Raw genomic sequence first — 15,577 nt, forward strand, 5'->3', positions numbered from 1 at the left:
GAAACAAAAGAAGTGGCAACAAACAAACCAGTTGCTGTCACTTATCATACGGGTGGACAAACAGAAGTAGCTGCTACACCAGCAACTGGTCTTCCAAAAACAGGTCAAGATGAATTGGCTTCAACCGTCCTTAGCCTCTTTGGTATGACCTCATTAGCTTTAGCAGGCTTTGTAGCTAGCAAAAAACGTGAAGGTTAAGAGAAAAAGAGACTAGCAATAGGGTCAAAAAATTCTCGATAAAAAGAATCAGGAGCTCCCAACAGGGAGCTTCTTTTTTATTTATGGGTGGAATTTTCAGAAGAATCAATCATTTATTATACCTTAGGAATTTTACTATAATTTATTGACTTTGATAGAGAGAAGAGCTAAAATGGAAGCAAGCAACCGCTTACAAATATAATAATGACATAGGAGGTCATGTAGATGAGAAGTGAAAGGCAACAACGGTTTTCTTTCCGTAAATATGCAGTCGGTTTGGTATCGGTACTTGTCGGATGCCTTTTTTGTGGTGCGACTGTTTTGGCTGAGGAGCAGGAAGGGCAACTGAATACTCCTGCTATCGTAGCAAAAGAAGAAAGTCAGGCAGTGAATCCGACAGCTGGTCAGGACAAAGACTCAGCTGCAGCTCTTCCAACTGATAAAGTCAATATTGAAACTTCTTCACAAGAGCAACCCATACCTGATAAAACTCCTGAGATAGCCCCTTCACAGACTCCAACAAAACCGGTCTCGGATCCTATACCTGAAAAAGAAGCTGTTGAAAAGAAAGAGCAGCAGGATCAATCTATTCCAGAAGCGAATCCAGTAGAAAATAAAGAAAGTACTTCAGAAACTGTGGCAGATGAAGCCCCTGTTCAGGCCTTGGTACGCTTGGAGACGAAGAAGCAAGAGACGGCAACGTCTCCAAGTATTGCAGAGCAGATCCAGAATAATGCTCCAATCAAGGAAACTGTATTAAATGAATTGAAGGAAAAAGGAATTCAGTACAAAAAATTGGCAGATTTTGATTTGGTTTTTAATGGATTCGTTTTAGAAACCAAGTACAAGGATGCTTTGAAGATTCGGCAACTCGCACGTGTTGAAAAGGTGGAAATTACCCCATTGACGGCTAGAACGGATGGAGAGCCTAGCTCAAATAAGCAGAACACCCTTCTTCCTACAAAGGTGAGCGATGAGAATGAATTGATCAATCTGCAACCCCTTTGGGATAAAGGAATCAAGGGCCAAGGTCGGGTGGTAGCCGTTTTAGATACAGGCCTTGACGTCCACCATAATTTCTTTAGTTTAACCGATAAAAGCAAAGCCAAATACCAGAATAAAGAGCAGATGGAAGCGGCAATGAAAAAGGCAGGCATTACTTATGGGAAATGGTACAACGATAAGGTGGTCTATGCCTACAATTACTCTGATATGAACGATGAGATTCGAGAAGATGATCCGCGTTCACATGGGACCCACGTGGCAGGGTCGGCTGTGGGGAATGCGACAAAACCAGTCCCAACTGGTGAATATTTAAAAGGCGTCGCACCCGAAGCTCAGCTTATCTTTATGCGTGTTTTCTCTGATAAGAAAGGAATGACGGAACAAGGATTTATCGTAGCCAAAGCAGTTGAGGATGCGGTTAAACTAGGTGCAGATACCATCAATATGAGTTTTGGTGGGGTCAATGGGTCTGAAGCAGACACTAATCCCTTAACTCGTCAAGCCTTTGAATTCGCTCGTAAATCCGGTGTTGTTATCAATGCCGCAGCAGGAAACTATGCTGTAAGTGGTTATTGGCAGGCCAAACCAAAAGCAGATGCTCCAGATACAGGAACGATCGATGAACCCTCCATTGAAGATGGGGTTCTTGCCATTGGCGCCTTCAATAATAATATCAATCACGAAACGACCATTCGCCTTGAAATCCCAGCTTTAAAGGATAAAAAAGAATTCCAAAACGGCTTGGTCGATTTACCCGTTTATCGGTTGATCTTCCCAGTAGAAGGTCCTCAAACATATGTTTCAGTACCAAAAGGCGGAGAAGACACTTATCGAAATGCTGCTGTAAAAGACAAAATTGCCTTGGTTGAAAGTGGTGGCGATGTAACGGATGAAGATAAGGTCAACGCCCTCAGACAAGCTGGAGCAAAAGGGGTCCTCGTTTATCAAAATGAGGAACAAGGAGATACTCTTCAAAATCTTTCCATGGGGTATTGGGGATCCTTCTATCCTGTCAGTGTACTTGGTCATTCTATCGGAAAAGAGCTAGCTTCTCATGCTGGAGAGTACAAGCTAACTTTCCATCAAGAAGTTAAGAAAGTACCCTATAGTGAAGCAAACAAGATGCTCTTCTTTACTGGTTGGGGGCTTTCTGCTGAAGGAAAACTCAAGCCAGATGTTACCCTTCCTGGGGGAATGGTTTATTCAGCGATTCCAGATGGTTCCTATGATATGGATGCAGGTACGAGTATGGCGACACCTCATGCGGCAGGGGCGACAGCCTTGATTAAGCAAGCCTTAGAACAACGATTCCCAAATTATAGCCCAGAGCAAATCCATACGCTTTTGCGACAATTAGTCATGAGTACAGCCAAACCTCATTTTGATCAGGAAAGCAAGAGCTACTCCTCTGTCCGCCAACAAGGATCTGGTCTTATGGATGCTGCAGCTGCAGCCTTTGGCGATGTCTTTGTAACAGGTGGGAAAGGAACAACTAGCAGTCTGACTCTTGGCAATGTCAAGGATTCCTTCACATTTGATGTCACTGTGCATAATCTTAGTTCAGAAGCAAAAGAATTTACTTACCATACGGTCGTTAATACGGATCAAGTGGAAAATGGACGTATTACCTTGAAGATGCGCCAACTACTGGATCAAGAAGACGAAAAAACCATTTATGTACCAGCTATGGGAAGTGTGACGGTTCCGATTTCTGTGAATACTAGTAACTATACAAGTGAGCTCACCAATCAAATGAAAAACGGTTACTTTTTAGAAGGTTTTGTCTTCTTTAAAGATGCCAAAACCAAGAAAGAATTAGTGAGTCTTCCATATATTGGTTTTAAAGGGAACTATCAAGATTTACCAGGAATTGAAAAACCTATCTATGCCTTCACTGGGGATGAAAAACCATTCTATTATTACGCAAATGAAAAAGCGGAACACCCTGAAAAAGACTCAGGAGATCACTTTACAGCCTTGGTCAGCACTATTTGGCGCGGGGGCAAAGAAGTACAGGTTGTCCTGGGAGAAAAAGATGGGCATTACGATGGAAATCAGCTCGTCTTCTCGCCAAATGATGATGGATCCTATGATAGTGTCAAACTCAATGCAGTGGTCTTAAGAAATGTGGACAATATTCACCTGACAGTTTATCGTGCGGATGATATCAAGAGAGAACATCCAATTTTTGAAAAAGGCAATGAGAGCCAGAAAAAATCAGATTATGGCTGGCGGATCAACGATCGTAGTAAGATTCTTTATGCGACACAGTGGGCAGGCAAGGACAATAACAATCAGCTTGTTCCAGATGGGGACTATCAATATGTAGTCACTTATCGTCCAAGCACACCTGGTGCCAAACCTCAAGAGATTGTCTTAAAGGTCAAGGTCGATAAGCAAGTGCACAATTGGCTAACACCAAGGATCTGTATGATCCAACAACGCGCCTCTTTAAGCCAGGTGAGATTGTTGAAACGGGTAGTGGGCTAGCTGGTAAATACCTCTCCTACCAAAAAGATGGTCAGGAAGTAGAAATCACTCCAAACGAAGATGGAACCTATCTCATCCCTGAAGGAGTCGATCTAAAAACAGTGCGTTTCTATATTTGGGATCAGGTCAATAATACCAATACCTTGACTTTGGATGGAAAGACTGTCTCGGAAGAAAGTACGACTGAAAAAGCCGGAACAGAGGATGCAAGTCCAACACATGAAACTAGTGAAGCTACAGTCGGCCGTTTAGAAGTACAAATTGTCAATGAAAAAGGAGAGGCGACCAATCAATATCCAGAAATGATGCGTTACCAAGTGTTTGACAGCAAAGGAAATCGGATTGATAAGGAATTTAATATTTATTATGAAGATCCACTACCAACTCTTCCATTTGGAACCTATACTGTAAAAGTCGTCGGTCAAGACCAAAATTACTCTTGGGCTTCTCCAACAACGGTAACAGTTGAATTGAGCAAAGAGCATCCAGAAGGTGTGGTCAAATTTGTCTACCACTATATCGACAAAAATCGCTTTGATCTCGTCTTTGATAAAGAACTTCCAAACGGCACCCGCGTCTTTGCCATCGATAAAAAGACCGGTCAGAAAGTGGAGTTGGATCAAACTCTTTATGAACCGAAGACCTTTGAAAAGATTCTGGTGAATGGAGACTATCAGATCCATATTGATCTACCAAAAGGTTATCGTGCAGTGGAAAACGACTTCTTCTATACAGTTGGTGAGCGTATCAATCGTTACTTGACCAGTTTTATCGAAGTTTCAGATGACCAGGTAGAAGATCCAATTATCCCATCTTCTTCTATTCCATCTCCTCAACCGTCAACGATGACGCAAGAAGGTGAAAAAGGAAAACAACCGGCTGTAATCGATAGCCATCCAATAGTCGCGAAAAAGACAGATATCCGTCCAATGTTCCAGAAAGATCTTGAAAGAGTATCAGAAATGGATCCGTCGACTAAAGAGGTTTCAAGTCAATCATCACCTTCTCTTCCAAATACAGGACAAGAAAATGAACAAACAGGGATGGTAGGTTTGATGGTTCTTCTTCTCACTTTTGGTGCTATCCGCTTGAAGAAAAATCGTCCAGATCAAGGATAATCTTCTATTAGTTTAGTTGCAAGAATAAAATAAGGGTTAAGGTAGTGTGAAGCTACCTTAACCTAGTGTGTAAAAAGGAGTTTTTATGGAATTTCATCGACAACAGCGTTTTTCCATTCGTAAATACGCAATTGGAGTCGCTTCTGTTTTGATTGGTACCTTTCTAATGGGTTCAGCCGTTTCAGCTGATACGATCGTACCAACACCCTCTGTCGTAGAGCCTTCTGTAGTGGTGCCAGAAACCGCAGCAACAGATGAGAAAACAGCAGAACCGATTCCGGCTACCAAGGACAGTATGCCCACTTCAGTTATAGAAGATACTGCTTCTAAAAACCTTGCTACAGCTGAGATTGAGAGTAAGGAAAAGACAAATCAGTCTCTACCTTCATCTTCAATCGATACAAGCAGTTCGGCTACAAATCAAGTAGAAGCAGAGAAGGCTTCGCCTTCTGTTGCGGAAGCGCCAAAAGAAAATGGGGTTGCTACTCCAATTACGACTTCTATTGAGCCAGTAAAGGAAAATTTAGAAGAAACAAGCCCAGTTGAGGTGCTGGTTCGCTTGAAAGAAAAGGTTTCTGAGGGCATTGGAGAAGTATCTCCGACTTCAAAAGAAACTCGCATCGAAAAAACCAATCAGGATCATGAACAGTTTTTGAAAGAGCTCGAAAAGCAATCCATTCAATTTAAAAAATTATATGACTTTAATCTGCTTTTTAACGGCTTGGCTCTAGAGACGACTTATGGAGATGCTAAAAAGATTCGGGGACTAGCGCGTGTAGACGCTGTAGATTATGCTCCACTTGGTCGGACCAGAGTGGCGGAAACACAGCCTACACCTACATCACCGACTTCAACTACGACCAAGGTCAGTGAAGAAAATAGTCTGATCAATTTACAACCCCTCTGGGATAAGGGAATCAAGGGTCAAGGGCAGGTAGTTGCGATCATTGATTCCGGTGTGGACCCTGCTCATGATGTTTTTCGTCTGACAGATATCAGTAAGGCCAAGTACAAGAGTGAAGCGGAAATTGAAGAGGCTAAGAAAAAAGCGGGGATCACTTACGGCAAATGGTACAACAATAAAATTGTCTACATTCATAACTACAGTGATATGGACGACAATGTCAAAGAAGACGATCCAATTTCACACGGGGCTCACGTAGCAGGAACTGCTGTGGGAAACGCTTCTCAACCTTCTCCAAATGGTGAAATTATCCGTGGTGTTGCTCCAGAAGCCCAACTGATGTTTCTACGTGTTTTCTCAGATACCAAGGGAGGTCAAGTTCAAAATTTCATCTACACTAAAGCGGTAGAAGATGCGGTCAAATTAGGGGCGGATTCCATCAATATGAGTTTGGGAACAGCTTCAGGCTCTGTTTATGATGTTGGAGAGATCACTCGCCAGGCCTTTGATACAGCAAGAAAGGCGGGAGTAACCATTACAGTCGCTTCTACCAATATGGCGACCAATGGCTTCTGGCACAGCAAGCCACTGGCCACCACACCAGATTACGGAATGACAGGGACGCCTTCCGTCAATCCAAATGTCATCTCAGTCGCGTCTATTAATAGTCTAACCAAGCATGAGTCGACAGAAGCAAGTTTGACCGTAGATGCATTAAAAGATTCAAAAGACTTCCCAGAGGGCAAGATTCCGATGCATTCCTTTGTAGAACGTGACGCCTTTCGGACAACCATCTCTCAAAGCTATCTCCATGTGGAAAAGGGAGGGATCGACCACTACCAAGCTGATAGTATCAATGGGCACTTAGTCCTTACGGAGCGAGGTGGCGAAGTTTCGGATGTGGATAAGGTCAAAGAGCTGAAAAGAGCTGGTGCTACAGGGGTGATCTTCTACCAGACTAAAGAGCAGGGCAATAATCCTGTAAGCTTTGACTTAGAAGGACTGGGGGAACGATTCCCAGTTGGGGTTATTGGCCACGCTGCTGGACTTGTTTTGGCTCAACATGCCAATGATTACCAGCTCCATATTGCCAATAAATTCAAACGTGTGCCTTACGATGCAGCCAATCAACTATCTGACTTCTCCTCTTGGGGGCTATCAGCTGATGGGGATCTCAAACCGGATGTCACCCTTCCAGGAGGAATGATCTACTCATCTGTTAATAATGGGGAGTACTATATGGATAGGGGAACCAGCATGGCCTCTCCTCATGCTGCGGGAGCCACTGTACTGGTGAAACAAGCCTTGAAGGAGCGCTTCCCTCATCTTAGCCCAGAACAACTACAGGTTCTAGTCAAACAAATGACTATGAGTACAGCGATCCCTCATGTAGATGAGGAAACGCATGCCTATTCCTCTGTTCGTCAGCAAGGAGCGGGGGTTATGGATGTCACAGCTGCGGCACTAGGTGATCTCTATGTGACGGCAAAAGATGCTAAAAGTAGCCTGACACTTGGCAATGTCACAGATACCTTTGAATTTGATGTGACCATCCACAATCTTTCCAATCAAGATAAGTCTGTTCGATATGAAACCACTCTTCAGACAGATCAAGTTCAAGATGGCAAATTCACCCTCCATCCTCGTCTATTAGAAACTTTAGACGGTAAGGAAACGGTCACTATCCCAGCCAATGGTCAGCGGACCATCCACGTAGCAGTTGATGCAAGCAAGTACAAGGAAGAGCTCAGCAAGCAAATGCCAAATGGTTATTTCTTAGAAGGTTTTGTACTGGTTAAAGATGCCAGCACCCAAAAACATCTGGTCAGCCTCCCTTATGTTGGTTTCCATGGGGATTACCAAAATCTGCGTGGCATTGAAAAGCCTATCTACGAATATACAGGTAGCGACAAGCCGTTTTACTACTACAAGGATAAGACCGATTATCCAGATGAAAAAGTCCCAGAAACTCCAGAGCGTCATCCAGACAATCACTTTACCTCTTTGATTAGTTATGTCTATGAAAATGGAGAGTCCGTAGCCAAAACTCTTGGTCAGGATGGGGATCGCTTTGACGGGGATCAACTCTACTTCTCTCCGAACAACGATTCCAGCTTTGATAGTGTCAAGGTAAAAGCCGTCATGCTTCGCAATGTTGAAAATGTACACCTATCAGTCTACAAGAAGGATGACACAGCTCGTGCTAATCCAATTTACGAGGTCGGAAATGAAGTACATCGTAAGACGGACTGGAGTTACCGGATTGGGAATCGCAGTGAAGAGTTTTATGAAATCTCTTGGGAAGGCTTGGACAAAGACGGCAAGCAATTACCAGATGGGGAATACCAATTTGTGATCACTTACCGTCCAACTGCTTCAGGGGCCAAGCAACAAGAGCTTAACTTCAAGGTTAAGATTGACAATACGGCTCCAAGCATCGAGTCTGGAAGTGCTCAGTACGATCCAGCAACACGGATTTTCCGACCAGGTAAGGTACTTGAAACCGGTAGTGGTTTAGCAGGGACTTATCTGTCCTACGTCAAAGATGGGGAAACAGTGGCCTTGGAACCCCAAGAGGATGGTAGCTATCTTCTTCCAGAAGGAGTGGACCCTTCTACTGTTCGTTATACCATCTGGGATAAGGTCTACAATACCACTGAGATGGACATTGAAGGAAAGAAAGTAGAGGCAACGACTCCGACGAATGAAACCAGTTCAGATGAACAACCAAGTGAGACAGAGTCTGAAAAACCGAAGGCTGAAAAGGGTACCCTAGAAGTCGTCTTCACAGATAGCAGTGGCGAAGTCATTTCTTATTATCCATCCGTCGTTCGTTACCAAGTGGTGGACGACCAAGGACGTGTAGTGGAAGGAGAGTTCAATGCTTCCTATAATGGTGGCACCTTCCCAGACTTGCCTTTTGGTACTTATACAGCCAAGATCACCCTATCTGATTACCATTATGATTGGGGAACAGAGCTGGTGAAAAAGGTGACCGTTTCACCTGAGAATCCACATCCAAAAGTAACCTTTGCCTTCCATTATTTAGATGAAAATAAATTGACCATTGGATTTGATCAGCCAGTCCCAGCCGGAACGGTTGTAAAAGTGGTAGGGAATGACGGTATCAGCCGACTTCTCCCACAAAGCATCTATGATCTTCTGCGCTTTGAGACGATGCTGATGAACGGTTCCTATCGTGTCCATGTCGATCTCCCGGCAGGCTATCATGTTGCGGAAAATGATTTCCTTTATGAAGTGAGCAATCGGATCAACTACCATCTTCTTTCTTTGGTCAAAGACGTTATCAAGCCAAACCCAGAGGTACACAGTGGAGCGATTGTAGAACCATGGATTCAACCAGAAAATCCGACACTAGTGATAGATGAAGTGCCAAGTCGTCAATCAGAAATCCCAGTGACCCCAGACCAACTAGTAGTATCCGAAACTCCAGTAACTCCAGCTCAACCAGTTGCAAGCGAAACAAAAGAAGTGGCAACAAACAAACCAGTCGCTGTCACTTATCATACGGGTGGTCAAGCTGAAGTAGTTGCTACACAAGCAACTGGTCTTCCAAAAACAGGTCAAGATGAATTGGCTTCAACCGTCCTTAGCCTCTTTGGCATGACCTCACTAGCTTTAGCAGGATTTGTAGCCAGCAAAAAACGTGAAGGCTAAGTTCTTCATCCGTTAAGTTACCCTAAAAAACGTCCGTTCTTTTAAGAAACGGACGTTTTTGATATCTTAGGCTGTTTTTTCCACCCAGACACTGCGGACAAAGAAGAGGCTGATCAGAGCTAGTGCTAGAAAGGCAACTCCAAGGTAATAATAGGGTTGATCCATTGTGGTAGATCGACCAGAGAGGTTGACAATCCCTCGGTAGAGGGCCCCGGCTGTGAGCGTAGCTACTCCTGAATTCCAAAGATTGAGACTCAGTCGAGAGAAGCCTTTCACCATCAACTGTAGAGCCACTAGTAGGGCGCCACCGATCAAAGGAATCAAGAAGAGGTAGTGCATGAAGGCGGAGGTTTCGCCAAAACTAAAGTGTTCGTAAATGCGACTTCCAACGAAGAAGAAAGCTGAAATCAGAGTGTACCAGAGAATCGTTTTTTTAAACCGTTGTTTAATAGGATTAGTAACCGATGTAGACAATGTCACTCACCGCCCTTTCTGAGATAGTACCATTTGTTGTTGGTTTGTTAATAACTTGGCCATTGAAGTAAAGGGTAGAAGATCCACCCCCATCCAGGTTGTAGGCTGTTTTAACGCCATAAGACTTCATCACTTCTGCTAATTGGTAGAGAGACAGGCCTTCACTTTCTGAAGTCCGTCCGTCTGACACGACGATAATGTAGTGGTTTTCATCGATGATCCCAATCGCTGTCCGTGGGTTGGATGCCATAGATTGCCCAACCTCTGAGTTGGTATCGACAGTAATTTCTCCATTTTCAACTAAGGAAGGACCGAAAGCGAGGAGATTGACGACCCCGTCCTTGACCAATTGATCTGCAGAGATCTCGTCTTCGTAGATAATTTTGAAGGATCCATCCTTGTAAATGGCTAGGTCACCATTGCTTGCATCTTCCCGAACGGTATCGCGGTAGACCACTCCATTTCGGATGACGTATCCTGTACTGTTAGCCCCGTAATAGTCACCATTCACTGCTAGAATGGCACTGTTGTTGGCGGCTGTGACAGAGGTCTTAGCAGTCACGTTGGTTCCGTAAGTGTTTTGTGCAAAGGCTGTTTTGAGGTAGTCAGATGAGCTGACTGTGATATCTGCAATGTAAACCTGGGTATTTTCAACCGTTTTTTCTGTTAGGTTCACCTGGATATTGTCATCTGAATAGCTAGTATCGGTCGTTGTAGCCGATGCAGCTGCTTTTTTGGCTGCCTTGGTGTCCGTAGTCGTAGCTTTTACGGTTTGGATGGCATCGGATAAGACAAAGGTCTTGAGCATCGAGTAGCTAAAACTGCTGGTCAAAAGAAGGCCAAAGCAGGCAGCATAGGTGTAGGATTTTTTAAAGAATTTCATGGTGGGGAGCAGTCCTTTCTTTGAAGATCACTTTTTTCTGGATCACCCATGAGACCAGAAAGAGGAGGAAGCCGACGACAATCTTACTGATCAGGAGATTGAGCCCGAAAGCAGTATAGAAGAGTCGAATCAAGAGCGTATCGAGAATAAAGAGGCCAAGAGCTAGACCAAAGTAGCCACTTCCAGTTTTAGCGACACTATCTTTATTCTTAAAGACCAGGTGCTTATTGGTCGAGTAGTTAAAGATGGAACTCGTCACACGAGCGATCCCATTCGCTAGGAGAATACGCAGACTAATGGGCACGGCCATCATCACGAAAAGGAAGAAGGCGTAGACCAGATAGTCAACGATAAAACTACTCAGAGAGGAGAGGGCAAACTTGAACATGTCCTTGTAGATCATGAGGCCATCTCGAATAGGTCGGAAATGGGAGCCTTCGTTGTCATTGATGTAGACCGTCTCGATGGGAACTTCCACGATGGGGAAGGATTTGCTTGCTGCGAGGAGTACATTCATTTCGTACTCATACCGTTGTCCCTCGATTTCTAACATAAAGGGGATCATGTTGGTTGTAAAGGCTCGAAGGCCAGTCTGCGTATCTGTCACAGCGACCCCTGTTTGTTGCTTAAACAAGAAACGAGTCAATTTATTTCCGAAAGCAGAACGCAAAGGAACTTTTCCAGAGAAGGCGCGTGCTCCTAGAATAAGTGTTCCAGGATGCTCTTGAGATTGGTTAACAACCCTGAAAATATCCCAAATTTTGTGCTGACCGTCTGCATCAGCTGTAACAATGCTTCCATAGGTGCCTCTTTCTAGGATGTAGGCATAAGCAGTCTTGAGTGCTTGTCCTTTTCCTTGGTTGTGCTCATGAGTCAGAACTGTCGCAAGACCCTCTAATTTGTCAAAGATCACTTTCTTGTCAGCGTCACTCCCATCGTCGATGACGATGATGTGGAGATCGCTCTTAGCGTGAACCAGGCGAACCAGTTTGACAAGATTCAGATCCGGTTGATAGGCGGGGATGATAAGATAATTCATAATCGTTCCTCGTTTCTTGAGATTTGTTGTAGCTAGTATAAAGACTCAAGCTTAAAGCTAACTGATATCAGTTTTCTTTAAGGAAAGAGGAGAAAGAAGGGGAGGGGTTTCTTCTATAAAATGTCATTTTTTAGGACATTTCTTTCTTTTTTCTCGAAGGGGACGTCCAGAATCATTTTTCAAATCCTAAAGATAATTCTTGCCTTTGTTCGAAAAGTCTGGTATAATAGTTTCTTGTGAGTAAACCTCACTTACCCCTTGCAAAGACAGGGGGTCATTAGTCCAAAAGGAGGAACATTATCAATGGCTAAATACGAAATTCTTTATATTATTCGTCCAAACATTGAAGAAGAAGCTAAAAACGCTTTGGTAGCACGTTTCGATTCTATCTTGACTGACAACGGTGCAACTGTTGTTGAATCAAAAGATTGGGAAAAACGTCGTCTTGCATACGAAATCCAAGATTTCCGTGAAGGACTTTACCACATCGTAAACGTTGAAGCGAACGACGCTGTAGCTCTTAACGAGTTCGACCGTCTTTCAAAAATCAACGGTGACATTCTTCGTCACATGATCGTAAAAGTTGACGCGTAAGAAATCATCAGAGGTGACTTATGATTAACAATGTTGTACTTGTCGGTCGTATGACCCGTGATGCTGAACTTCGCTACACTCCAAGCAATCAAGCAGTTGCTACTTTCAGCCTAGCTGTCAACCGCAACTTCAAGAGTCAAAATGGAGAGCGCGAAGCCGATTTCATCAACTGTGTGATCTGGCGTCAGCAAGCAGAAAACTTAGCCAACTGGGCTAAGAAAGGTGCTTTGATTGGGATTACCGGTCGCATTCAAACACGTAATTACGAAAACCAGCAAGGTCAACGTGTTTATGTCACTGAAGTCGTAGCAGACAGCTTCCAACTATTGGAAAGCCGTGCAGCACGCGAAGGGCATGCAGGTGGTGGCTATTCATCAGGCAACGGTGGTTTTGCTGGAAATGCAACTCCAAGCTTTGGTGGATCTGAACCAAGCAATGCAGCGCCAAACTTTGGTCGTGAAGAAAATCCATTTGGAGCTAATCCAATGGATATCTCAGACGACGATCTTCCATTCTAAGAATGGGTTTAACGAATTAAAACTATAAAGGAGAATTAAACATGGCTCAACAACGTCGTGGCGGATTCAAACGCCGTAAAAAAGTTGATTACATCGCAGCAAACAAAATCGAATATGTCGATTACAAAGATACTGAGCTTCTTAGCCGTTTCGTTTCAGAACGTGGGAAAATCCTTCCTCGTCGTGTAACTGGAACTTCAGCGAAGAACCAACGTAAAGTAACAACAGCTATCAAACGCGCTCGCGTAATGGCTTTGATGCCTTTCGTAAACGAAGATTAAAAAAGAGGTCCGGGGGACCTCTTTTTCACGAGCTTGAAAACAAGAAAGCGAGTAAGACCCTGGTGGGTCTTTTTTTCAGGTCCGGTGGACCTCTTTGACCTTTCCCTAGCTCTAATCGTGTTATAATGTGGGGAGAAAGGTATCAAGGAGGGAACTATGAAGGAAGGTGTAATCATCAGGAGGATGATAAAGGCAGATATTGAGCACATCTCTCAAGCTTTTATCCACCAAGAGTGGCCGGGTAGAGAGGATATCTTGACTAGCTATTTTCAGGAGCAGGAGAATAGAGAGAGGGACGTATTAGTAGCTGAGTCGGATGGATTTGTGGCAGGCTATATCACTATATTGCCTGCTGCCAAGCACGGCCCTTTTGTGGGAGTTTATCCTGAACTATCTGATTTTAATGTTTTTGAACCATTTAGAAATCGAGGGATTGGGAATCAACTCTTAGAGGAGGCAGAAAAAAGAGTCCGGCTACTATCAGAGATTGTTACTTTAGGGGTTGGTTTACACTCGGGTTATGGCCCAGCTCAAAGACTGTATGTCAAACGGGGCTATATCCCAGATGGATCTGGAGTTTGGTTTAGGGATCAGCCCTTGGCCCCTTACAGTTCTTGTGAAAACAATGATGATTTAGTCCTCTATTTTTCAAAAAGGTTGAACAGGGAAATACAGTAAAACAAAAACGGATGAAAACTTCATCCGTTTCTTTTTAGCGTCGAGTTGTGGGTGCTGTGCTCGAACTTTTAATATTAAAGCGTTTCTTGAGATAGAAGCGAAGGACAAGCGCTAGAGCTCCTAAAACGATGGCAAAAACATCTGGAATAGTTGGGTTGAGGACTTGTGGAAGTAATGAGGTAAAGGACAAGACGATGACCCAAAGGAACATGACGCCGACAAGAATCGGCATGGATTTCCAAAGAGAGGGACGCTCACTGCGATCTTTTGTGCCATCCATATACTGATAGAAGAAGTAGTACATGAGATACAAGAGCAGAGCACCTGTCAAACTTCCAAGGATCAAGGTGATCAACCCATAGCCAGTACGACGCGGTGCAACCAAGTTCATAAAGGCGCTAATCGCAGCAAAGACACCAAAGATAAAGAGGAAGGAATCCAAAATCATAAGGGAGGGAGCATCGTTTAATTTCGGATGCTCTTTTTCATAGCGTTCTTTCTCGCTGAAAGAATTCGCCCAAACAGTTGGAGCTCCAAAAAGAGTCCGTGCCGGAATCCCTTTTCCTTGGTTTTCATGGATAGCTGGAAGGATTTCTTGGATGAGGCTTTCTGCTTCTTCCTCTGATTTCCCGTTTTCAAGCAATTGGTGTTTGGCGATGCGGATAAATTCTTGGTTTTTCTTGCTGAGTTGATTCAAATCAAATTGAGACATAAATACTCCTTAGTGTTATTAGTAGGTGTTAGAACCATTTTTTATGGATGAGGTAGACGACGAGAGACCCGGTCAGGGCAAAGGCGATGAAAATGATGAGCCAGAAGGCGTTTGGTTCTCCATTGAGCGGTAATTCATTGTCTTTGAAGTTCATCCCATAGGCAGAGAAAATCATGGTTGGGATGGACATGACGATGGTCACCATGGCCAGGGTCTTCATGATATTGTTCTGGTTGTTGGAGATGATCGATGCAAAGGTATCGGTCATGGAGTGCAGGATATTTCCATAAATATCTGCCATCTCGATGGCCTGCTGGGTTTCGATCAAGGTATCTTCCAACAGATCCTCGTCTTCTAGGTATTTCTTGATGTTACTAGTAGCACTGGTCAATTTCTTGATCACGCGTTCATTGGTTTTCAGAGAGGCCTTAAAGTAGACGATGGTTTTTTCCAACTCCATCAATTCAATCAGCTCTTCATTACGCGTTGATTTGTGCAATTGACTTTCAATCTGCTCGCTTTTGCGATCCAAGGTACGAAGCGCAGACAAGTAGAGTTCAGCGTTGCGATAGAGGATCTGAAAGATAAAGCGTGACCGCATAAAGGTATAGAAATTCCGCAAGCGTCGGTTGATAAAGATATCGAGAAGCGGCAGTTTCTCCAAGCAAGTCGTGATAATAGCCTCTTCTGTCAGGATAATCCCTAGCGGAATGGTCACGTAGTAGGTCTGATTGTTCCGCTCTTCCTTGATGGGAACGTCTACGATAATCAAGGTATACTCGTCTTCGATGGTCATACGGGACATTTCTTCCGCATCGAGTGGAGCCCGCAAGTCTGCAATATCAATATTAAAAGCAGAAGCGATTTCCATCGATTCACTTTGAGAAGGGTTCACAAGGTTGATCCAGCTACCGGGTTCCAGCGTCTCTATTTCCTTAAATTCAGTCGTTGTCGATAAAAAGACCTGTTTCATGGTGCCTCCCCTTGTTTTTTTACACCTTAACA

At 43.9% G+C, this 15,577-nt stretch carries 11 protein-coding genes and 1 pseudogene; 7 read left to right on the forward strand and 5 right to left on the reverse strand.

Features of this window, described 5'->3' with window-relative positions; translation table 11 throughout:
- The 3 genes and pseudogenes from HMPREF2917_RS00600 to HMPREF2917_RS00610 all read left to right on the forward strand — a co-directional run.
- The coding region (locus HMPREF2917_RS00600) for an LPXTG cell wall anchor domain-containing protein (protein WP_256324238.1) at positions 1-198 on the forward strand (198 nt) is incomplete at its 5' end.
- Between the two features lie 225 nt (positions 199-423).
- Positions 424-4,811 (forward strand): annotated as a pseudogene (locus HMPREF2917_RS00605) (SGO_0316/SGO_0317 family LPXTG-anchored serine peptidase).
- A gap of 85 nt (positions 4,812-4,896) precedes the next feature.
- On the forward strand, positions 4,897-9,393 hold the full coding sequence (locus HMPREF2917_RS00610; RefSeq protein ID WP_070588704.1) for an SGO_0316/SGO_0317 family LPXTG-anchored serine peptidase: 4,497 nt from the start codon (positions 4,897-4,899) through the stop codon (positions 9,391-9,393).
- A gap of 66 nt (positions 9,394-9,459) precedes the next feature.
- Here HMPREF2917_RS00610 and HMPREF2917_RS00615 read toward each other — a convergent pair whose 3' ends face one another.
- From HMPREF2917_RS00615 to HMPREF2917_RS00625, 3 genes are read right to left on the reverse strand one after another with little or no spacing between them, the layout of a single operon-like run.
- A complete protein-coding gene (locus tag HMPREF2917_RS00615; RefSeq protein ID WP_070589696.1) occupies positions 9,460-9,867 on the reverse strand; it encodes a hypothetical protein in 408 nt (135 codons plus the stop codon).
- A complete protein-coding gene (locus HMPREF2917_RS00620; RefSeq protein ID WP_070588705.1) occupies positions 9,848-10,750 on the reverse strand; it encodes a phosphodiester glycosidase family protein in 903 nt (300 codons plus the stop codon). The genes HMPREF2917_RS00615 and HMPREF2917_RS00620 overlap by 20 nt, the downstream gene beginning before the upstream one ends.
- Entirely contained in the window at positions 10,737-11,789 is a 1,053-nt protein-coding gene (locus HMPREF2917_RS00625) for a bifunctional glycosyltransferase family 2/GtrA family protein (RefSeq protein WP_070588707.1), read from the reverse strand. The genes HMPREF2917_RS00620 and HMPREF2917_RS00625 overlap by 14 nt, the downstream gene beginning before the upstream one ends.
- Before the next feature lie 303 nt (positions 11,790-12,092).
- On the opposite strand from HMPREF2917_RS00625, the gene rpsF reads away from it, so the two are divergent.
- From rpsF to HMPREF2917_RS00645, 4 genes are all read left to right on the forward strand, one after another.
- Positions 12,093-12,383, forward strand: coding sequence for a 30S ribosomal protein S6 (rpsF, locus tag HMPREF2917_RS00630; RefSeq protein WP_003005040.1), 291 nt, complete (start codon positions 12,093-12,095; stop codon positions 12,381-12,383).
- 20 nt (positions 12,384-12,403) lie between these two features.
- Complete coding sequence (locus tag HMPREF2917_RS00635) at positions 12,404-12,901, forward strand: single-stranded DNA-binding protein (protein WP_003008622.1); 498 nt, start codon at positions 12,404-12,406, stop codon at positions 12,899-12,901.
- Between the two features lie 41 nt (positions 12,902-12,942).
- Complete coding sequence (gene rpsR, locus HMPREF2917_RS00640) at positions 12,943-13,182, forward strand: 30S ribosomal protein S18 (RefSeq protein WP_000068664.1); 240 nt, start codon at positions 12,943-12,945, stop codon at positions 13,180-13,182.
- A gap of 156 nt (positions 13,183-13,338) precedes the next feature.
- A complete protein-coding gene (locus HMPREF2917_RS00645) occupies positions 13,339-13,860 on the forward strand; it encodes a GNAT family N-acetyltransferase (RefSeq protein ID WP_070588708.1) in 522 nt (173 codons plus the stop codon).
- Positions 13,861-13,894: 34 nt separating this feature from the next.
- Here HMPREF2917_RS00645 and HMPREF2917_RS00650 read toward each other — a convergent pair whose 3' ends face one another.
- Positions 13,895-14,572, reverse strand: coding sequence for a DUF1129 domain-containing protein (locus HMPREF2917_RS00650; RefSeq protein WP_070588709.1), 678 nt, complete (start codon positions 14,570-14,572; stop codon positions 13,895-13,897).
- Between the two features lie 28 nt (positions 14,573-14,600).
- Positions 14,601-15,545 (reverse strand): magnesium transporter CorA family protein, encoded by a 945-nt coding sequence (locus HMPREF2917_RS00655; protein ID WP_031576884.1) that lies wholly within the window; start codon positions 15,543-15,545, stop codon positions 14,601-14,603.
- Positions 15,546-15,577 lie beyond the last annotated feature (32 nt).

Origin of the sequence: Streptococcus sp. HMSC061E03 (assembly GCF_001813505.1) — a bacterium.
In the GTDB taxonomy this organism is placed as follows: domain Bacteria; phylum Bacillota; class Bacilli; order Lactobacillales; family Streptococcaceae; genus Streptococcus.

Excerpts from the sequence above, each read along its gene's own strand:
- HMPREF2917_RS00650 (WP_070588709.1), bottom strand. The coding sequence starts at position 14,572 with ATGTCTCAATTTGATTTGAATCAACTCAGCAAGAAAAACCAAGAATTT.
- HMPREF2917_RS00620 (WP_070588705.1), bottom strand. The coding sequence starts at position 10,750 with ATGAAATTCTTTAAAAAATCCTACACCTATGCTGCCTGCTTTGGCCTT.
- HMPREF2917_RS00625 (WP_070588707.1), bottom strand. The coding sequence starts at position 11,789 with ATGAATTATCTTATCATCCCCGCCTATCAACCGGATCTGAATCTTGTC.
- HMPREF2917_RS00610 (WP_070588704.1), top strand. The coding sequence starts at position 4,897 with ATGGAATTTCATCGACAACAGCGTTTTTCCATTCGTAAATACGCAATT.
- rpsR (WP_000068664.1), top strand. The coding sequence starts at position 12,943 with ATGGCTCAACAACGTCGTGGCGGATTCAAACGCCGTAAAAAAGTTGAT.
- HMPREF2917_RS00635 (WP_003008622.1), top strand. The coding sequence starts at position 12,404 with ATGATTAACAATGTTGTACTTGTCGGTCGTATGACCCGTGATGCTGAA.
- HMPREF2917_RS00655 (WP_031576884.1), bottom strand. The coding sequence starts at position 15,545 with ATGAAACAGGTCTTTTTATCGACAACGACTGAATTTAAGGAAATAGAG.
- rpsF (WP_003005040.1), top strand. The coding sequence starts at position 12,093 with ATGGCTAAATACGAAATTCTTTATATTATTCGTCCAAACATTGAAGAA.
- HMPREF2917_RS00645 (WP_070588708.1), top strand. The coding sequence starts at position 13,339 with ATGAAGGAAGGTGTAATCATCAGGAGGATGATAAAGGCAGATATTGAG.